This window comes from Brevundimonas sp., assembly GCF_046299595.1.
Lineage (GTDB): Bacteria > Pseudomonadota > Alphaproteobacteria > Caulobacterales > Caulobacteraceae > Brevundimonas.
In genome coordinates this window covers 2,066,990-2,086,030 of the sequence record NZ_JBKBHQ010000001.1, presented here as the reverse complement: position 1 = coordinate 2,086,030, position 19,041 = coordinate 2,066,990, and the positions used below count along the sequence as shown (strand labels likewise).

General features: G+C 67.6%; 19 protein-coding genes. 12 read left to right on the top strand and 7 right to left on the bottom strand.

The genetic code is table 11. The features are described from left to right. Positions 1 to 182 precede the first annotated feature (182 nt). Positions 183 to 620, top strand: a complete 438-nt coding sequence (locus ACK4E3_RS10290) for a SufE family protein (RefSeq protein ID WP_409700133.1) — start codon at positions 183 to 185, stop codon at positions 618 to 620. 5 nt (positions 621 to 625) lie between these two features. Here the strand turns inward: ACK4E3_RS10290 and ACK4E3_RS10285 are convergent, their stop codons facing one another. Both ACK4E3_RS10285 and ACK4E3_RS10280 read right to left on the bottom strand, forming a co-directional pair. Further along, entirely contained in the window at positions 626 to 1,369 is a 744-nt protein-coding gene (locus ACK4E3_RS10285) for a DUF6456 domain-containing protein (RefSeq protein ID WP_409700130.1), read from the bottom strand. Next, positions 1,366 to 1,818, bottom strand: coding sequence for a helix-turn-helix domain-containing protein (locus ACK4E3_RS10280; protein ID WP_409700127.1), 453 nt, complete (start codon positions 1,816 to 1,818; stop codon positions 1,366 to 1,368). Before ACK4E3_RS10280 ends, ACK4E3_RS10285 begins: the two co-directional genes overlap by 4 nt. A gap of 275 nt (positions 1,819 to 2,093) precedes the next feature. Between ACK4E3_RS10280 and cysK the strand changes: the two genes are divergently transcribed. The 3 genes from cysK (at position 2,094) to ACK4E3_RS10265 (ending at position 5,024) form a co-directional block, all read left to right on the top strand. Continuing rightward, positions 2,094 to 3,098, top strand: coding sequence for a cysteine synthase A (gene cysK / locus ACK4E3_RS10275; protein WP_409700124.1), 1,005 nt, complete (start codon positions 2,094 to 2,096; stop codon positions 3,096 to 3,098). A gap of 24 nt (positions 3,099 to 3,122) precedes the next feature. After that, the gene (locus ACK4E3_RS10270; protein ID WP_409700121.1) at positions 3,123 to 4,364 is read left to right on the top strand and encodes a DUF2336 domain-containing protein; all 1,242 of its coding nucleotides are present in this window, start codon (positions 3,123 to 3,125) and stop codon (positions 4,362 to 4,364) included. A 243-nt stretch (positions 4,365 to 4,607) separates the two neighbouring features. Continuing rightward, on the top strand, positions 4,608 to 5,024 hold the full coding sequence (locus ACK4E3_RS10265; protein ID WP_409700118.1) for a MucR family transcriptional regulator: 417 nt from the start codon (positions 4,608 to 4,610) through the stop codon (positions 5,022 to 5,024). 84 nt (positions 5,025 to 5,108) lie between these two features. Here ACK4E3_RS10265 and cysQ read toward each other — a convergent pair whose 3' ends face one another. Then, positions 5,109 to 5,900 carry a 3'(2'),5'-bisphosphate nucleotidase CysQ gene (gene cysQ, locus ACK4E3_RS10260; RefSeq protein WP_409700115.1) on the bottom strand — a complete coding sequence of 264 codons (792 nt, stop codon included), beginning with the start codon at positions 5,898 to 5,900 and terminating at the stop codon, positions 5,109 to 5,111. Between the two features lie 156 nt (positions 5,901 to 6,056). Between cysQ and chpT the strand changes: the two genes are divergently transcribed. The 4 genes from chpT to ACK4E3_RS10240 all read left to right on the top strand — a co-directional run bounded on the left by chpT (position 6,057) and on the right by ACK4E3_RS10240 (position 10,175). Further along, a complete protein-coding gene (chpT, locus tag ACK4E3_RS10255) occupies positions 6,057 to 6,743 on the top strand; it encodes a histidine phosphotransferase ChpT (RefSeq protein WP_409700112.1) in 687 nt (228 codons plus the stop codon). 236 nt (positions 6,744 to 6,979) lie between these two features. Then, complete coding sequence (locus ACK4E3_RS10250; RefSeq protein ID WP_409700109.1) at positions 6,980 to 7,345, top strand: response regulator; 366 nt, start codon at positions 6,980 to 6,982, stop codon at positions 7,343 to 7,345. Positions 7,346 to 7,351: 6 nt separating this feature from the next. Continuing rightward, positions 7,352 to 8,164 (top strand): CheR family methyltransferase, encoded by an 813-nt coding sequence (locus ACK4E3_RS10245; RefSeq protein ID WP_409700106.1) that lies wholly within the window; start codon positions 7,352 to 7,354, stop codon positions 8,162 to 8,164. Between the two features lie 85 nt (positions 8,165 to 8,249). Next, positions 8,250 to 10,175, top strand: coding sequence for a M20/M25/M40 family metallo-hydrolase (locus tag ACK4E3_RS10240; RefSeq protein WP_409700103.1), 1,926 nt, complete (start codon positions 8,250 to 8,252; stop codon positions 10,173 to 10,175). A 93-nt stretch (positions 10,176 to 10,268) separates the two neighbouring features. On the opposite strand, the gene ctrA is transcribed toward ACK4E3_RS10240, so the two are convergent. Both ctrA and ACK4E3_RS10230 read right to left on the bottom strand, forming a co-directional pair. Next, the gene (gene ctrA / locus ACK4E3_RS10235) at positions 10,269 to 10,970 is read right to left on the bottom strand and encodes a response regulator transcription factor CtrA (protein WP_409700100.1); all 702 of its coding nucleotides are present in this window, start codon (positions 10,968 to 10,970) and stop codon (positions 10,269 to 10,271) included. A gap of 188 nt (positions 10,971 to 11,158) precedes the next feature. Further along, positions 11,159 to 12,007 carry an LD-carboxypeptidase gene (locus ACK4E3_RS10230; protein WP_409700097.1) on the bottom strand — a complete coding sequence of 283 codons (849 nt, stop codon included), beginning with the start codon at positions 12,005 to 12,007 and terminating at the stop codon, positions 11,159 to 11,161. A gap of 76 nt (positions 12,008 to 12,083) precedes the next feature. Here ACK4E3_RS10230 and murC point away from each other — a divergent pair, with 76 nt between their 5' ends. The 4 genes from murC to ACK4E3_RS10210 all read left to right on the top strand — a co-directional run bounded on the left by murC (position 12,084) and on the right by ACK4E3_RS10210 (position 16,427). Next, entirely contained in the window at positions 12,084 to 13,496 is a 1,413-nt protein-coding gene (gene murC / locus ACK4E3_RS10225; RefSeq protein ID WP_409700094.1) for a UDP-N-acetylmuramate--L-alanine ligase, read from the top strand. 140 nt (positions 13,497 to 13,636) lie between these two features. Further along, entirely contained in the window at positions 13,637 to 14,974 is a 1,338-nt protein-coding gene (fliI, locus tag ACK4E3_RS10220; protein ID WP_409701238.1) for a flagellar protein export ATPase FliI, read from the top strand. Continuing rightward, positions 14,971 to 15,384 carry a flagellar export protein FliJ gene (locus ACK4E3_RS10215; RefSeq protein WP_409700091.1) on the top strand — a complete coding sequence of 138 codons (414 nt, stop codon included), beginning with the start codon at positions 14,971 to 14,973 and terminating at the stop codon, positions 15,382 to 15,384. Before fliI ends, ACK4E3_RS10215 begins: the two co-directional genes overlap by 4 nt. A gap of 5 nt (positions 15,385 to 15,389) precedes the next feature. Further along, the gene (locus ACK4E3_RS10210; RefSeq protein ID WP_409700088.1) at positions 15,390 to 16,427 is read left to right on the top strand and encodes an endo-1,4-beta-xylanase; all 1,038 of its coding nucleotides are present in this window, start codon (positions 15,390 to 15,392) and stop codon (positions 16,425 to 16,427) included. 18 nt (positions 16,428 to 16,445) lie between these two features. Here the strand turns inward: ACK4E3_RS10210 and ACK4E3_RS10205 are convergent, their stop codons facing one another. Continuing rightward, the gene (locus tag ACK4E3_RS10205; protein ID WP_409700085.1) at positions 16,446 to 17,996 is read right to left on the bottom strand and encodes a GNAT family N-acetyltransferase; all 1,551 of its coding nucleotides are present in this window, start codon (positions 17,994 to 17,996) and stop codon (positions 16,446 to 16,448) included. A gap of 329 nt (positions 17,997 to 18,325) precedes the next feature. Then, entirely contained in the window at positions 18,326 to 18,943 is a 618-nt protein-coding gene (locus tag ACK4E3_RS10200) for a DUF6984 family protein (RefSeq protein ID WP_409700082.1), read from the bottom strand. Between the last annotated feature and the right edge of the window lie 98 nt (positions 18,944 to 19,041).

Genomic DNA, 19,041 nt, shown 5'->3' with positions numbered 1-19,041 from the left:
GGCCCGCGAGCGCGCGAGGCCGCTCCCGTCTCAGGCGAAAGCACCACGATGAGCGCCCGTCCCAATGTCGCATCCTTGGCCCGCATCAATGCGCCGCATCCTTGGGCCGCATCCATGGGCCGCATCCATGGGCCGCATCCATCGGCATTGAGCTTGAGCGCCGCATTGTCTAAGCCCGCGCCATGACCCTGCCGCCCGGCCAGCCCCTCTCCATGGACGCTACCCTCGACGACATGGCCGAGTCCTTCGACCTGCTGGGCGAGTGGGAGGAGCGCTATCGCCATGTCATCGACATGGGCCGCGCACTCGAGCCCCTGAGCGATCACGAGCGCAACGCCGATACCAGGGTCTCGGGCTGTGCCAGTCAGGTCTGGCTGGTCAGCGCGCGCGAGGGCGATGTGCTGCACTTTCGCGGCGATTCCGATGCCCACATCGTGCGCGGTCTGATCGCCGTGCTGCTCACGCTCTATTCGGGGCGCACGGCGCGCGAGATCCTCGATTTCGACGCCGGTGCCGCAGTGGCGCGGCTGGGCCTGGGATCGGCCCTCTCCAGCCAGCGCGCCAACGGCCTTGCGGCCATGATCGCGCGCATCCGCGAGGATGCCGCCAGGGCCACCTGAGCCCCTCACACGAGCGCGTAGTGCCGCGCCAGGTCCTGCAAGGCCGACTTCAGCACCGTGCGGCCCGCACGCCGCTTCAGCCCCAGCCCTCGCTCGGCCACCTCGAGGCTGGAGGCGCGCACGCACACATGCACCAGCATGGGCCGCAGCGGCGCCCTGACCGCTGCCAGCGCCGCCTCGACCCGGCGCTCCGCATCGATGCGACGGATGGGCGAGACGTCGCGCCCCTGCCCCCTCGGCGTGCGCGGGCCTGCATCCCAGCGCATGGTCAGGCCCGGCTGGCGCAGAGCAATGAGCGAGTCGTTGCGCAGCCGCTCTCCCGCCGCCACCTCGATCGGGGACAGCCACGGTTCGCCATTGCGGTCACGTCTGCGCGCCAGCCAGTAGAGCGGCGATTCCGCCAGATTGACCCGCCTGGCCACGAGGGCACCGCTGTCGTCGGGCCGCAATGCCACGCCCTCGACCACACCCGGCCGCCCGGCCCTGCCCCGCTGCGCTGTCTCCATTTTGTTCTTGTTTTGTTCCAAAGCGGCTGAACATGCCAGAGCGCGCGCATCTTCGCCCGGCACAGCCCTGAGCCCGGCCCGCTCGCTCAAGGGCTGCAACGCACCAAGGGACAGTCGCATGACCGGGCGGCGGCGGCGGTCAGGACCATGGCGCAGCAGCAGGGCCTCGTCGGTCACCTCCAGCCAGTGACCGGGCGCACGCAGCAGGCGCGAGGCGCGCTCAAGACCCGCAGGCGCGCTCATCGGATCACCTTGAGATTGACGCTGTTGGCCTGAAGCCCGCTCATCAGGCGCACGCATCCCTCGAGCTGTTCGAGCAGGCGATCGAACGCCTGATCATCCCTCGCCTCCTCCACGCGGGTGCAGGCCAGCGAGACGCTGGTGCGGTTGCGGCCGAACGCCTGGCCGACGCGCTGCAAGGGCCAGCCCAGCGCCGTGTGGGCCAGATACATGGCAATGCTGCGTGCGCGCGAGGTCCGCATGTCGCGCCTCTGGGGCGAGGAAATGTCCGGTGCGGGCACGGCGCTGATCGCCGCGACCATCTGGATCACCAGCGCCGCCTCGCGCCCGTCCATTTCGGCACGGGTGCGCTGCACGACCGAGGCCTGACACACCGCAATGGCGTCGCGCGTCGGATTGTCCGGGTCGGGCCTGCGCGCATCGTGCGCAGGGGTGTCAGGGGGGGCAGGCATGGCAATACGCTCCTGAAAGGCCAGAATGATCGAGATGATGAGAGCGGCGCACTCAGACGCCGCTCGCTCTGATCACGTTCGACCCGCCCACGACCGTGACGTGCAGATTGTCGCCCTTGATACGTCAGCCCCGGTCGCATCCGTGTTAACGCCGGGACTGGCCGCACCCACCCGCCGCCGCAAAGGGTGCGAAGAAATCTTCGAGCCCTCCCATTGGCGCGCGCGCGGCCGTGCCTATGTTCCTGACCTTGATTTCCGGTGCGAGGATGCCCGCCATGACCGCCACGCCCTATGACGCCGCCCGCTTTCGACGACAGGGGCGCGGGCGCATCTATGACAGCCTGATCGACACCATCGGCGACACGCCGATCATCCGGCTGCCGCGCCTGTCGCGCGAGGTTCTGGGAGAGGATGCGGGCGGGGCCGAGGTTCTGGCCAAGCTCGAGTTCTTCAACCCCGCAGCTTCGGTCAAGGATCGCATCGGTGCCGCCATGATCGAGGCGCTTGAGGCGCAAGGCCGCCTGAAGCCCGGCGACACCCTGATCGAGCCCACCAGTGGCAATACCGGCATTGCCCTGGCCTTTGTCGCGGCGGCCAAGGGCTATCGCCTGATCCTGGTCATGCCTGAGAGCATGTCCATCGAGCGGCGCAAGATGCTGCTGCTGCTGGGTGCCGAGCTTGAGCTGACTCCGGCCGAAAAGGGCATGAAAGGTGCCATCGCGCACGCGCTCGAGCTGCTGGAAAGCACCCCCGGCGCCGTCATGGCCCAGCAGTTCGACAATGCGGCCAACCCTGCGGTGCATCGCGCCTCGACCGCCGAGGAAATCTGGAACGACACCGGCGGCAAGGTGGACATCATCGTCTCGGGCGTGGGCACCGGCGGCACCATCACCGGGGTCGGACAGGTTCTGAAGGCGCGCAAGCCCGCCTTGCAGATGGTGGCGGTCGAGCCCGAGGCCTCGCCCGTGCTCTCGGGCGGCGAGCCCGGCCCGCACAAGATACAGGGCATTGGGGCAGGCTTTGTCCCCTCGATCCTTGAGCGCGAGGTGATCGATCAGGTGGAGCGGGTCGGCAACGACGACGCCTTTGCCATGGCGCGCCTGGCCGCCCGGATCGAAGGCCTGCCCGTGGGCATCAGCTCGGGCGCGGCCCTGGTGGCGGCGTTCCGCCTCGCGGCCCGCCCCGAAAACGCCGGCAAGCAGATCGTGGTCATCGTGCCCAGCTTTGCCGAGCGTTATCTGTCAACCGCCCTGTTCGAGGGTCTCGACACCCCCGGTTAACCCAAAGCCGCCTAGGATTCGGCCATGAGCGAGAGGGCCGGGATCAGCGGCGAGGACGCATTCGAGCCTGAGGTCGGCCCTGCGGCCGAGCCTCGCTCGCGTGCGCGTCAGGCCCTGCTCAAGCGCCTGGCCGATGTGGTGTGCCTGCCCGCCAGCCGCGTCAACGCCTTCGAGCGCTCCGTGGTCGGCGACCTGCTGGTCGAGATGCTCTCCATGGCCAGCCTGGCCGAGCGCGCGCGCGTCGCCCATCGCCTCTCCCCCCTGGCCGAGCTGCCCGACAGTCTGCTGCGCCTGCTGCTGCGCGACGAGCCCGAGGTTGCCGCCCCCCTCATCGAGCAGTGCGCCGCCCTGACCGAGGCCGACCTGGTCGACGCCGTGCGCGACACCGGCCACGCCCACCACCTGATGATCGCGCGCCGGCGCGGCATCGGCGAGGTGGTGTGCAAGGCGCTGATCGAGACCCGCGAGCCTGAGGTGGTGCTGTGCGTGCTCGCCAATCCCACCGCGCGGCTGTCGCCTTCCAGCGTCGAGATGATCGTGGCCCTCAGCCAGAACGAGACGCGCCTGTGCGTGCCGCTGCTGCGGCGCAGCGAGCTTCGGCCATGGGGCGCCTATGTCATGTTCTGGTGGTGCGGACCGGACGAGCGGCGGACCATCCTTCAGCGCTTTGGCGTCTCGCGCGAGGTGATGCAGGAGGTGGCCGAGGACGTGTTCGCCATGGCGGCCGCCGAGAACTGGTCCGACCCTCTCTCGCGCAAGGCCCTGCAGTTCATCGAGCGACGCCAGCGCAATCGTGCGGCCATCGAGAAAAGCCCCTTCGACAGTCTTGAGCACGCCCTCGCCACCGCCGCCGAGTCCGGCATGAGCCGCGAGATCGCCAGCGAGATCGCCTATCTGTCCGGCATCAAGCCCCTGACCGGCGCCAAGATCCTTTCTGATCCGGGCGGCGAGCCGCTGGCGATCCTGTGCAAGGCAACAGGGTGCACGCGCAACGACCTGCTGGCCCTGTGGCGAGGCCTGCGCCGCCGCGAGGCGGACGAGGCAGGCGGGATCGATCCGACCCTGGAGCGCGTGCTGGTCACCTTCGAGATGCTGGCGGTCGATCGTGCCCAGACCATCCTGCGATACTGGAACTGGTCGCTGTCATCGGCCATCACGGCAGAGTTGATGCGCGCGATCCGCGAGGGCGACGAGGACAGCCTTAACGAGTATTCGGCACCAGAAAAGAGCGCCATGCTGGCACTCAGGGCCGACCTGCGCCGCTAAACCCGGCCTCGAACGGGCGCGATCGGACATCTGAATATCTTTGCCTGCCCATCGGAAACTCGCGCGGCGCGGCGAAATTACTTTCCATGAGGCTTTTCATGGATCCGGACAGTTGTTCATAGCGTTTGAAAAACGAAGTCACGCACCTTGTGTTTGCTGGCGACGCACTATAGACACCGCACGATTGAAATCACTTCTGGCCTTGAGCATCGTCAGGCCTGTTGCCGAAGGAACCGACCGGATATGGATGAACATTCGCCTCTGCTGGATATGACCGCTGACATCGTTTCGGCTTATGTCGGCAACAACAGTGTCGAGCCCAGCGAGCTTCCGCAGCTGATTCACAGTGTTCACGTGGCCCTGTCGACCGCTTCGGTCGGTGCCGCCGAGCCCGAGCCCGAGCCGCGCGAGCCGGCCGTGCCGATCCGCAAGTCGATCACGCCCGATTATCTGATCTGTCTGGAAGACGGCCGCAAGTTCAAGTCGCTCAAGCGTCACCTGCGCACCAAGTACGACATGAGCCCCGAAGATTACCGCGCCAAGTGGGGGCTGCCCAAGGACTATCCCATGGTCGCGCCGAACTATGCCAAGGCCCGCTCTGAGCTGGCCAAGCAGATGGGCCTCGGCCAGGGCGGCCGCAAGCCGCGCCGCAGTCGCTGATCACAGCACATTCTCAAGACGACACAGCCGCCTCGGCCCGCGCCGGGGCGGTTTGTCTTTACGGGGTCGTGCAGAGCGGGGGCTTTACTGTCCGAGCGCGACGAAGCCGGGGTTGAGCAGGGCCCGGTCCAGCTTGCCATAGCGCAGCGGCTCGCCATCGAGCGTCAGCACCCGCCCGCCTGCCGCGCGCAGGATCGCATCGCCCGCCGCCGTGTCCCATTCCGAGGTCGGGCCGGTGCGTGGATAGACGTCAAAGCGCCCCTCGGCCATCAGGCAGAACTTGAGCGAGGAGTGAACCGCCTGCCAGCTTGTGCAGCCGTACCTGCGCGCCAGCCGCTCGGCCTCCACATCGCCCGCCGCATGGCTGAGCAGGGCCACGCCCCCTTCGGCGGGCAGGGTGCGGGTGCGGATCGCGCGCCATGGCTCGCCGGGCACGCGTTGCATCTCGGCCCTGTCGCCCGAGCCTCGCCAGGCCTGACCCGTCGCGGGCGCCGCTATGGCTCCGGCCACCGCCTCGCCCTCGCGCACAAGGGCAATGTTGACCGTGAAGGTCTCGGCATCGCGGGAGAACGACGCCGTGCCATCGAGCGGATCGATCAGGAAGAACTGGCGCTCGACGCGCTCGGGCAGCCCCGCGGCCTCCGTGCCCTCTTCGCCGATGATCTGCACCCCCGGATAGGCCGCGCGCAGGCGCTCGGAGATGACGCGCTCGGCCAGGCGGTCGGCTTCTGTGACGGGGCTGTTGTCGGCCTTGCGCAAGACCTTGGTGCCGCTGCGCCAGAAGGGGCGGATCACCTCGGCGGCCTCGCCCGCGATCTCGGACAGCGCCACGGCAAGCCGGCCAGAGTTCAGATGTCGGGTCAGGGTCGCGCTCACCCGTTAGCCCCTAGCAGAGCAGGCCGCCCGCCCAGAAGCGCAAAATCGCGCAACGCTCCACACGCTCCTGGCCCGCCCCGCTTTCACGCGCCGCCAAATCAGCGCAGGCTGACCCCATTCAGCCTTCCTTTACCGTCCCGGCGCCAATCCTTACCCATGTCTGAACCCGCCCTGAAGATCCCGGACGCCCCCGCCGCCGAGCCCGAGATGATCGGAGGCAGCGAGCTGGCCACCTATCTGTCCGGCAAGCTGTGCCACGATTTCATCAGCCCGGCAGGCGCGATCAGCACCGGCTTTGACCTGATGGACGACCCGTCCAGCGCAGATATGCGCGAGCACGCTCTCGACATGATCAGGGCCAGCGCGGCCAAGCTGATCCAGATCGTCGAGTTCGCCCGCGTGGCCTACGGTGCCGCCACCACGGTGGAGAGTTTCGACAGCACCGGCCTGAAACCCATGGTCGAGGCCCTGTTCGAGGGCGCGCGCGCCAGCCTCGACTGGCAGGTGCCCGACATGGCCCTGAGCAAGCGCCAGGCGCGCATTCTGCTCAATCTGGCGCAGGTTGCGCTCAGCACCCTGCCGCTGGGCGGGGTTCTGAGTCTGGAGGCCTCGCGCGCCGACGGGGTGTTCCAGGTCAAGGCCCGCTGTGTGCACGAGCGCGTGCGCCTCAAGGCCGAGGTCAGTGTGGGCCTTGCCGGACAGCGCCTGTCCGAGGGCCTGACGGGTCTGTGGGTCCAGCCCTACTGGCTGTGGCTCAGCGTGGCCGAGGCCGGTGGCCAGGTCAGCGTGCGCGAGGGCGAGGGCCAGATCAGCCTGCGCGCCGCCATTCCGGCCCGCGCCTGAACCCCCGCCACTCGGGGCCTGATGCACTGAAGTCCCGATACACTGAAGCCCCGATGCGCTTAAGCCCTTATGGCTGGGGTCAGCGCAGGCGAGCCGCCCTGCGGCCTCTGACAGCGGGGCGTTCACGATCAAGGCTGTCGGCCCTTTTCCGAACGACTCATTAACCGGAAACCCGCCAGACTGTCCGCCTGTGCCCCGCGCTCGCACCCGTGCGAGCCTGCTCCAGCGATGACGACATGAAGACCTGCCTGATCATCGATGACAGCCGCATCATCCGCAAAGTCGCCCGGCGGATCGTCGAGAACCTCGGCTTCGAGGTCGACGAGGCCGCCGATGGCGCCGAGGCGCTGGGCTGGTGCCAGTCGGTCATGCCCGACGTCATCCTGCTGGACTGGAACATGCCGGTCATGGACGGCCTGACCTTCCTGCAAAGGCTGCGCGCCATGGAAGGGGGTGCCGGGCCCAAGGTGCTGTTCTGCACCATCGAGACCGAGGCCGAGCGCATCCGCGAGGCCCTGTCGGCGGGCGCGGACGAATACGTCATGAAGCCTTTCGACGGCGAGATTCTGGAATCCAAGCTGGTCGAGGTGGGGGCTGTCTGACGCGCGATGCAGCAGTCTCACTTCGACGCCCTCCAGGCCCTGCTGGCCAGCCGCTCGGGCTACCACCTCGACAGCGAGCGCGCCTATCTGGTCGCGCACCGCCTCGCCCCGCTGGCGCGCCGCGAGAACCACGCCAGCGTCGCGGCCCTGCTGGAATCGGTGCTGGACAAGCCCGTGGGCGCGCTCGGCTGGGCCGTGATCGAGGCCATGCTGAACACAGAGACCTGGTTCATGCGCGACCGGCGCCCGTTCCGCTCGTTCCGCGACGAGCTGGCCCCGGCCCTCTCGCGTGCAAGGCCCGGCGGGCGCGTGCGGGCGCTGTCCATGGGCTGCTCGCTGGGCCAGGAGGCCTATTCCCTCGCCATGTGCGCGCTGGAGGCCGGAGCCAAGATCGAGATCACGGCAGCCGATCTTTCGGGGCGCGCTCTCGATAAGGCCCAGTCGGGGCTCTACACCCAGTTCGAGGTGCAGCGGGGGCTGTCGGCGCGCAAGCTGCTAGACCACTTCGAGAAGGCCGGCGATATGTGGTCGGTCGCGCCCCACCTGAAGTCGCCCGTGCGCTTCGTGCGCGCCAATGTGCTGGACGAACCCGTCGATACCGGCTTCGACGTGATCTTCTGCCGCTATGTGCTGGCCGAGATGGCACCGCGCCACCGCGTGCAGGCGCTCGACACCCTCGCCCAGTCGCTGGCCCCCGATGGCTGCCTGTTCCTCGGCGAGAACGAGGCCGTGGCCGAGGCCGCCGCCACCTTCCGCCCGGTGGCCGGGCGTGCAGGGCTTTACGTCAAGACGCCCATCCGCACCGCACGCTCGGCCTGATCGCGCAAAAGGCCTTCGCCATCGGTGCTTCTGGTTGCACGCGCGTCTGCGTGCTAGTCCAGCCCTTGAGAGCAAGGAGGGGTGAATGCTGCGCTCGATCGCACTTCTGATCGTTCTGGTGATGAGCGTCTCGCTCGCCAGCTTGCGCCTGCAAACGCCCGCGCCCGCGCCTGACACCGCCCCCGAGGATCAGTTCTCGGCCGCGCGCGCCATGGCCGATGTGCGCCGCATTGCCCAGGCACCGCATCCGACCGGCAGCGCCGAGAATGCAGAGGTGCGCGCCTATCTGATCGCCCGCATGGAGGCGCTGGGCCTCGAGGTCAGCGAACAGACCGCGCCCCTGCCCGAGACCTCCATCGCGCGCCTGCGCCGCTGGGGCGAGCAGGTGCCGGACGATACCGTCCTGACCAATCTGATCGGGGTGGTACGCGGCAGCAATCCCGAAAGCCGCGCCGTGCTGCTCATGGCCCATCACGACACGGTGGCAAATTCGCCGGGCGCGGCGGACGACAGCGCGGGGGTGGCCGTGATCCTGGAGAGCGTGCGCGCAATCCTCGCCGCCAACTCCCGCCCCCAGCGCGACCTGATCGTGCTCATCACCGACGCAGAGGAACTGGGCCTCGATGGCGCACGGGCCTTCTTCGACAGCCACCCGCTGCGCGAGCGCGTGGGCGTGGTGCTGAACCTTGAGGCACGCGGCGGCGGCGGCCTGGCCATGATGTTCGAGACCGGTCGCGACAATGCGGGCATGGTGCGCCTCTATGCCCGCCACGCCCCGCGCCCGGCGACCAATTCTCTGGCCGCCTTCGTCTATGACGCCATGCCAAACGGCACCGACTTCACCATTCCCAAGGACGAGGGCATCGCCGGGCTCAATCAGGCCTTCATCGGACGGCCCAGCCAGTATCACGACCCCTCGGCCACGCCCGAGGCCCTCGACCAGGGCGCGGTGCAGCACATGGGCGACAACACCCTGGCGCTGGCACGGGCGCTGATCGATGCCCCGAGCCTGCCGGCGCCCGGCCCCGATCGCGTGTTCGCCGACTACCTCGGCTTCTTCGTGCTGATCCACGGCCCGCTGCTGGGCTGGGTGCTGGCGCTGGTCTCGCTCGCCTGCATCGTGGGCGCAGGCCTGCTCGCGCGCAGGCACGATCGCCTGAGCCTGCTCGATGCGGGTCACGGCGTGCTGTCGGGCTTATGGATCGTGGTCATGGGCGCCATCGTGGCCGGATCGGTGCGCCTCGCTGCCGGACCACCCATGACGCGCGCCAGCTCGCCCGAGCTGTACTACACCCTGCTGCGGCGCCTGCCGTGGCTCGAGACCGGGCTGTTCGCGGCGGCGCTGGGGCTGCTTGTACTCGTCATGGCCACGGGCCTTCATGCCGGCTCGCGCAGCGCGCGTGGCTTTGCCATGGCCCTGATCGGTGCGATCTGGTTCGTGCCCCTGGCGGCGCTCGGCTTTCTCGGCCTCAGCCCGGTGCCGCTGCTGATCAGTCTGGCCCTGTTCGTGGCGGCCTGCGTGATGTGGTGGGCCATAGCCGGGCGCAGGCCCGCGCCCCTGGCCGCATGGCTGGGCGTGCTGGCGCTGATCCTGGTGCTCAGCCTTCCCGTTCAGGCCATTGTGCCGGTGACCGCGCACATGCTGCTGTGGCCCCTGACGCTGGCCAGCCTCGCCGCTGTGCTGGTGGCATGGAAAGACCCGGACATCCGCCATCCGGCCACCCTGATCGCTCTGGGCGTCATGGCGGTGATCATCACGGCCTGGCTGATCGTGTTCGGTCACAACGGCTTTCTGGGCATCGGCATGGACCTGCCCGCCATCGTGATGGTGGTGGCCCTGCTGGCGCTGATGGCGCTTCGCCCCCTGCAGCCCGAGATGGGCGCGCGGGTGCTGATGCCCCTTGCCCTTGTGCTTGTCGTGGGCGGCATCGCCATGGCGGGCCTGGGCCGCGTGCTCGAGCCCGAGGTGCGCAGCGCCGATGGCGTGCAGATGACGGCCCACAGTCACTGAAGCCGGTGCGTCCCGCCTGCACGTTTCCGATGCAGAAACGGGCGCAGCCGGTGAGGCCACGCCCGCTCAAAATCTGTTCGCGACGTCTGCGCCTCAGGCGGCGACCGTCACCGAGCCTTCCTGCGGATCGCGCAGCACGTAGCCGCGGCCCCAGACCGTTTCGATATAGTGCTTGCCGCCTGCCGCCGTGGCCAGCTTCTTGCGCAGCTTGCAGATGAACACGTCGATGATCTTCAGCTCCGGCTCGTCCATGCCGCCGTAGAGATGGTTGAGGAACATCTCCTTGGTCAGCGTGGTGCCCTTGCGCAGGCTCAGCAGCTCGAGCATCTGATATTCCTTTCCGGTCAGATGCACGCGGTGGCCGTTGACCTCGACGGTCTTGGCATCGAGGTTCACGGAAATCTCGCCCGTGGTGATGATCGCCTGGGCGTGGCCCTTGGAGCGGCGCACCACGGCATGGATGCGCGCGATCATCTCGTCCTTGTGGAAGGGCTTGGTCATGTAGTCGTCGGCACCACCGCCGAAGGTCTTGACCTTGGTTTCGATCTCGCTGGTGCCCGACAGGATCATCACCGGCGTGTTGACCTTGGCCACCCGCAGCTGGCGCAGCACTTCAAGGCCGCTCATGTCGGGCAGGTTGAGGTCAAGAAGAATGAGGTCGTAGTCGTAGATCTTGCCCAGATCAACGCCTTCTTCCCCGAGATCGGTCGTGAAGACGTTGAAATTCTCGTTCTTGAGCATCAGCTCAATGCCCTGCGCCGTCGCGCTGTCGTCCTCAATCAACAGAATACGCATCCGCCCCTCCAGGCACAGGCTCGCTGACGATTACCGAACACGGTTATCCGGTAACCTTTCTGGCACGTTAAGCCGTCAAAAACTTAAGATTGGTTAAAGCCGACCGTTAATACGAATCGTAGGCTGATTTGCGAATCCGCGTCCAGCGCCAGAGTCAACGATTCGATTCCCGGCTGCATTTTTTCGCCTCACGGGCGACGGGCGTGTCCGAACGGCACCACCTTGTTGTCCGCATCGTGGCCGATGTCGGCGCGGCCCAGCCATGGCACGCCTGCGCGCTCGCACCAGTGGCGGGCGATGGCCGCCTCGTCGAGGCCGAAGTCGGGATCGTTCACGGGAACGTCCGAACAGCGCCCCATGCGAAGCCCGGCCAGGGCACGCATCCGCGGCTGGCCGAGGATGTGAAACAGCGCCCTGTCGATGCGGTACATGTGCTCGGACACATCCTCCAGCAGCAGGACATGACCGGTCAGGTCAGGCTCCAGCGCCGTGCCGAGCAGATGACTGAGTATGGTGATGTTGAAGGCCGCTGACGGACGCGCATCGAGGCCCGCCTCCAGCGTCTCGGCCCGCTCGAACATCAGCCAGTCGAGGGCGCGGGCAAAGGCCGCCTCCCCGCCCTCGCGCGCCAGATCCTGCACCATCGGCCCGTGGGCGACGCGCCCGATGCCGTGGCGGTAGAGCCCGGCCAGCAGCATGCCCGCATCCGAATAGCCCAGATAGCGCTTGCCATGGGCCGCCGGGCCAAGCCGGGCCAGCGCCGCCTCGGCCATGCGGCACGCGCCATAGCCTCCGCGCCCAAACCAGACGGCATCAAGATCAGGATCACTGGCCATCTGGACGAAGGCGTCCTCGCGCATGGCGTCCTCGCCCGCAAAGTGCCCGGCACTGGCAAAGCACTGGGGATGGAACACCAGCGCGACCGCTTCACCATGCAGCTCGGCCGCCAGAGATGATGCCTGCTCGGCCAGGGCCTTTTGCATCGGCCCGCCGGGGGCCACCACGCCGATGCGAAAGGGTCTGGAGACGCTGCTCATGATCGTGCCGCCCTCAGTGATGGCGCGCCTTCCGGCACCGATTGCGGCCTTCGCTCCAGCCGCCTAGGGTCCGGCCATGAATCAGAGCGATCTTGCAGGCAAGCGTTTTTTCTTCTGCGGCATCGGCGGCAGCGGCATGGCTCCGCTGGCCCTGATCGTGAGCGCGCGCGGCGCGCAGGTCGCCGGTTCGGACCGGGCGTTTGATCAACAGCGCAATCTGGACAAGGCCCGCTATCTGCAAGATCAGGGCATCACGCTGCACCCTCAGGACGGCACGGGCCTGTCGGGCAGCGACCAGACGCTGGTGATCTCCACGGCGGTCGAGCCCTCGATTCCCGACGTGAAGGCCGCGCTTGATCTGGGCGCCCCCATCGTCAAGCGCGCCGAGCTGCTCTCCCGGCTCTTCAACGGCGCAGGCATCAGCATCGGCGTGGCGGGCACCAGCGGCAAGTCCACGACCACCGGCATGATCGCGCACATCCTCTCGCGCAGCGGGCGCTCTCCCACGGTCATGAACGGCGCGGAGATGAAGAGCTTTGCCAGCGCCGACACGCCCTTCGCCTCGGCCCTGATCGGCACGCCGGACCTGTTCATCAGCGAGATCGACGAGAGCGACGGCTCCATCGCCCACTATCGCCCCCACATTGCCGTGGTCACCAACATCTCGCTCGATCACAAGCCCATGAGCGAGCTTCGCCCCCTGTTCGCCGACTATCTGGAACGCGCCAACCACACCGTGCTGAACCTCGACAACGATGAGACCCGCGCCCTTGTCGGGCCGGAGAGCATAACCTTTTCCGAGCGCGATCCGGGCGCACACTTCCATGCCAGCGACATCGCCCTGTCGCCTGCCAGCATGGCCTTCACGGTGATCGAGCGCGCGGGCGGTCAGGCGCGCGTCAGCCTGCCAATGCCGGGTCTGCACAATCTGTCCAATGCCCTGGCGGCCATCGCGGCGGCGAGGGCGTGCGGCGTGCCCCTCGATGAGGCCTGCGCGGCGCTGGGCGACTTTGGTGGTATCCGGCGCAGGCTGGATGTGATCGGCACGCGCGGCGGTGTCACGGTCATCGACGACTTTGCCCACAACCCTGACAAGATCGCCGCCACCTTGCGCACCCTGCACGACTTTCCGGGGCGGCTGCTGCTGATGTTCCAGCCTCACGGCTATGGCCCGCTGCGCCAGCTTGCCGAACCGCTGGTCGAGACCTTTGCCGCCCATATGCAGAAGGGCGATGCCCTCGTGATGCCCGAGCCGGTCTATTATGGCGGCACCACCGACCGCAGCGTGGGCAGCAGCGCTGTCACCGAACCCCTCGCCGCGCACGGCCTCAGCGCCCACGCGCTGCAGACGCGCGAGGCCTGCGGCGACTGGCTAGTGAAAGAGGCGCGCGCGGGCGACCGCATCGTCATCATGGGGGCGCGCGACGACACCCTGCCCGCCTTTGCCCGCTCGGTTCTCGACAGACTGGCACCTGGCCCGGCGGACTGACCGGAAAGAAGGGGTGAGCGGGCGCGCCTTCACCCGACCTTAACTCTCATCGCCCGAATCTTAACACAGCGGCGCACGCCTGATTTGCCATGGCCCGCCACGAGCCTGTTCCATTGCTTAAGTCCGGGGCCTTCCTGACCTTGCGCTCGCTGATCCAGACCGTTCAGGCGATCGACCCGATCGAGGTGACCGGCCGCGTCGCGGGCGTGTCGGGCCTGCTGATCGAGGCCAGAGGCGGGCTGTCACGCCTGTCGGTGGGCGCGCGTGCGCAGATCGCGCGGCGCGGCCAGCAGCCCCTGCCTGCCGAGGTGGTCGGCTTTCGCGACGCCAAGGCCCTGCTGATGCCCTTTGGCCCCATCGAGGGCGTCGCACCGGGCGCGGACATCAACATCGTGGACGCCACCGCCAGCGTGCGCCCCACGCGCGCATGGCTCGGCCGGATCGTCGATGCCTTTGGCCAGCCCATAGACGGCAAGGGCCCGCTGGAGCGGGGCACGGCTGCCTACCCCCTGCGCGCCAGCCCGCCCGCTGCCCATACGCGCGGACGCGTAGGCGAGCGCCTCGATCTGGGGGTGAGGGCGCTCGATGTGTTCGCCACCACCTGCGAGGGCCAGAGGCTGGGCATCTTCGCAGGCTCGGGCGTGGGCAAGTCGGTGCTGCTGTCCATGCTGGCCAAGGAGGCGCGCTGCGACGCCGTGGTGGTGGGCCTGATCGGCGAGCGGGGCCGCGAGGTGCGCGAGTTCATCGAGGAGACCCTGGGCGAGGCGGGCCTGAGGCGCGCCATCGTCGTGGTCGCCACCTCGGACGAGCCGGCGCTCAAGCGCAGGCAGGCCGCCTATCTGACTCTGGCCCTGGCCGAATATCTGCGCGATCAGGACATGAACGTGCTGTGCCTGATGGATTCGGTCACCCGCTTTGCCATGGCCCAGCGCGAGATCGGCCTGGCGGCGGGTGAGCCGCCGACCACCAAGGGCTATACCCCGACCGTCTTCACCGAACTGCCCAAGCTGCTGGAGCGCGCCGGTCCCGGCCCGGTGCGCGCCGATGGCACCCAGGCGGGCGCGATCACGGGCCTGTTCACCGTGCTGGTGGACGGCGGCGATCACGACGAGCCCATTGCCGATGCCGTGCGCGGCATTCTGGACGGTCACATCGTCATGGACCGCAAGATCGCCGAGCGGGGCCGCTATCCGGCCATCGACGTGCTGAAATCGGTCAGCCGCACCATGCCCGCCAACCAGAGCGCGCGCGAACAGACCATCAACCGGCGCGCCCGCGAGCTTCTGTCGGCCTATGAGTCGATGGAGGAACTGATCCGCATCGGCGCCTATCGCGCGGGCTCTGACCCGATGATCGACCGCGCCATTTCGCTGAACGGCGCGCTCGGCGCCTTCCTCTCCCAGCGCCCCGATGAGGTCACGCGCCTCGACGGGGCCTTTGCCAGCCTTGAACAGATCCTCGAAGGAGACGCCGCATGACCCAGTGGGCGCAATCGCTGATCCGCATATCCACCTATGAGGTCGAGACCTTGCAGAAGCGCCTGGCCGAGATCACCTCGCGGCGCGTATCGGTCGAGATGCGCATGGCCGTGCTCGATGCCGAGGCCGAGGTGGAGCGCAGCCGTGCCGAGATCGACGCCCACGGGGCCATGGCCCTGTCCAGCTATCTCAAGGGCTATCAGAGCCGACGCACCTCGCTGGATGCGGACCTGAGCGAGATCGACACCGAGGAGGAAGGCGCGCGCGATGCGCTCAACGCCGCCTTCGCCGAGCTGAAGAAGTTCGAGCACGTCGCCGAGCAGAGCCGCCTGCACGAACTGGCCGCGCGCTCGCGCCGCGAGGCCGCCGCCATGGACGAGACCGCCTCGCGTCGGCGGGCAGCGCTGTAAGCGCGATGGCAGGGCTCGACCGGCGCACCGTTCTGGCCATGGCGCTGGGGCTTTCGGCCTGCGGGGCGCGGGCCGTGGATGCGCCCGGCGAGATCGCGCCGCTGAAGTCGCTCAGCCCCTTTCCGCTGGGCGTCTGTGTCATGACCGGCCAGCTTGACGACCCGCAGTGGACGCAGCTGGCGCGCACCCACTTCGATCGCCTGACGCCCGAGTGGGAGATGAAGGCCGAGGCCTTCTTCATGAGCGGCCCGCGCGAGGACTTCTCGCGCGCGGACCGGATCGTGGACTGGGCGCGGCAGCAGGGCATGGGCGTGTTTGGCCACACCCCCGTCTGGTATTCCCAGGTGCCCGATCACTTCACCGCTCTGGCTGCCAGCGCGCCCCGGCGCTTCCGCGAGGAATACCGGGCCTATGTCGGGCGCGTGATCGGCCACTGGCGCGGCCAGCTTGCGGGCTGGGACGTGGTCAACGAGCCCGTCACCGACGAGGGTTCCACCTTGCGCGACTGCCTGTGGAGCCAGCAGCTAGGCCACGAGGGTTATGTCATCGAGGCCTTTCGCGCCGCCCGCGCCGCCGACCCCGGCGCACCCCTGCTGATCAACGAATACAATCTCGAGACCAACGCCCGAAAGCTGGCCACCTATCAGCGCCTGATCGAGGCGTGCCTGAATGCGGGTGCCCCCATCGACGCCATCGGCACCCAGACCCATGTGGACTGCGAACTGGCCCCCGGTGCGATCAGCGCCACGGTGCGCGAACTGGCGCGCTTCGGCCTGCCCGTGCACATCTCCGAGATCGACGTCTCGACCCGATACGGCGATGCGCGCCGCCAGCCCGCCATCTATGCCGAGGCCGCCGAGGCCATGGCCGCCCTGCCCGAGCGCCAACGCTTCGGCCTGACGGTCTGGGGCCTGCGCGACAGCGACAGCTGGCTGGTGCGTGATCGCCGCCGCGCGCGTGCCGACGCCCCCCTGCTGTTCAACGGCGTCGGCCAGCCGAAACCCGCCGCCGAGGCTCTGGGCGAGGCCCTCGCGCAGGCCTGACGGCTCTCAGCCCCCCTATCAACCTCCGTCGTGCCAGACGGTCTTGTACAGATCAAAGCGCCGGTCGCGCAGGTTCCTGACCGTGCCCTGCGCCTTGGCCCACGCCAGATCGGTCAGGTCGAGATCGGCCACGGTGACGGTCTCCACGTTCTCTGACGCCTCGGCCGCGATGCCGTCGCGCGCAAACGGAAAATCGCACGGCGTCAGGATGCAGGACTGGGCGTACTGCACGTCCATGTTCTCCACATTGGGCAGATTGCCGACATTGCCCGACAGCACGACATAGCACTGGTTCTCGATGGCGCGGGCCTGAGAGCAGTAGCGCACGCGCAGGTATCCCTGGCGGTTGTCGGTGCAGAACGGCACGAACAGGATGCGCGCGCCCTCGTCCACCAGCCGCCGCGCCAGCTCGGGGAACTCGGAATCGTAACAGATCAGCACCCCGACGGGGCCGCAGTCCGTGGCGATGGCACTGGCGCGATCGCCGCCCTTGATGTTCCACCAGTGGCGCTCGTTGGGCGTGGGGTGAATCTTTTCCTGCGCATGGACCGAGCCGTCGCGCAGGAAAACATAGGCCACGTTCTGGATGTCGCCGTCCTCGGCCCGCGTGGGGTGCGAGCCGCCGATGATGTTGATGTTGTAGCCCACCGCCAGATCGCGCATCCGCTCGATGAAGTGCGGCGTGTAGCGCGTCAGGGCCTCGATGGACTCAGCCGGATTCAGCCTGCGCTCCTCCAGCGCCAGCAGTTGCAGGGTGAACAGCTCGGGAAACACCACGAAGTCCGAGCGATAGTCCGCCACCACATCGACGAAATATTCGATGTTGGCCATGAACTCGTCGAAGCTGGACACCTTGCGGGCCTGGAACTGCACCGTGGCCACGCGCACCGATTCCTTGACCGCGTGCATCTGTCCGCCCGGCCCCTCGACCTCCTCGGCATAAGGATTGCGCCAGACCATGTGCGTCGCATGGCCCAGCGAGGCGGTGTCGGACTTCAGATAATTCCTCAGCACCCCGATGGGCTCGAAGCCCGCCCGCAGGTGAAAGCCGATCACCGGATCGTTGAGCTTGCGCGCCGCCACGGCATCGAGATAGGCCTCGGGCTCGGGGTAGGCCTTCTTGCGCCGCGCCAGCCCCGGCATGCGCCCGCCGAACACAATGCCCTTGAGATTCAGCCGCTCGCACAGATCCCGGCGTGCGTCATAGAGCCTCTGGCCGATGCGAAGGCGGCGGCGGTCGGGATCGACGCACACCTCCATGCCATAGAGCCACGGCCCGCGCGCATCGTGGCGCGAGCCATAGCCGCCGCCGGTGATCTCGGTCCAGGTGTGGGCAGACAGCGCCGTCTTCTCGTCGATGCGGAAGCTGGCGGCATAGCCTATGATCTCGCCCTCGTATTCGACCAGGAACTGGCCGTCGGGAAAGTTGGATATCTGGCCTTGCAGCATGCCGGGCGTATAGGCGGGCATCTTGCCATAGACCTTGCGCACCAGTGCCGAGATGGCCTCCACATCCTGCAGTGTGGCCGTGCGCACCTGAAGGAGCGCGGGCTTGTTCTTTCTGGTCATGAGGGCCCCGGACGTCTTGATGAGAGCGGCGCGGCACCAGGCCGGCGCGCCTGCGGATCACGAATCTAAAAGCCCTGCGAGCGTGGCGGTTCCGATGGCGCGCGGCTCTGGCCTGCGTCAGTTCCGGTCGCATCACACGCCCTTCGTCCCGGCTTGGGCGACGGTGGCAACGGGATAGAGCCACCGGCCCGACGAGCCGCACATTGGGCACTAGCCTTTGGCTGATTGCTTGAACTCGACTGGGCCGCCCCTATGCCAGGGCCGCAGCGTCCGCTTTCGGGCTCGAAAACATTGGCGGCTCCCGACCCGAAGCAGACCTTCGGCCCGAGCTACCGAGCGGCACGAAAGAGCGTCACATCCGCTGTTCGTATCAGCGGACTGAAATCGACCTTCCAGATATCAAGCTCAAACAGGCGACCCTCCTGATCAAGCAGCAGGGCCACACTAACCGGAACGCCATCAGCGTCCTCGAACTCCGCATGTGCGACAGTGCTACCCATGCTGCGGTCAGCGGCCCCGACAAACTGCAAGCTCCCCATCCGTCCGTCGTCCATCTCTCGGACCAACCTGTGATGCAAATCAGCAAGCATTGCGCTGGGAAGGGACCCGGCGGCGATAAACTTGATCAGAGCAGTCTCAGTGGCTGACAATGGACGTTCCATCGCCTCGATCATCCGCGTGAACATCTTGCCAGGAAGGAGGTCCACATCCTCTGCGAACATGCAGAATACGAGCCGATTGACGAAATGGGCGACCGCTTGCGCGTCGTGTCCTCGACTGCGGAGACGAAGGGCAAGGGAGGCGAACTGTATCGCTGCGCCTTCCGTAAGCATCTGGCGGGTTTGCCCCCGCAGGCCAAGCTGTCCGAACGCTGCTGCTTCACCATGCCGATCTGGTTCCGCCGGGCACGAACCTGTCAGCCGAGCCAGATTGAGCTGCTCGTGCAATCGAGGTTGCGACTTGGGAGCTAGATACAGACTGGCCCTGTTGAGGGTGCTCCTGAATGGCACTAGACGCCTACAGCCTTACGGCTCAGCGCTCTGGA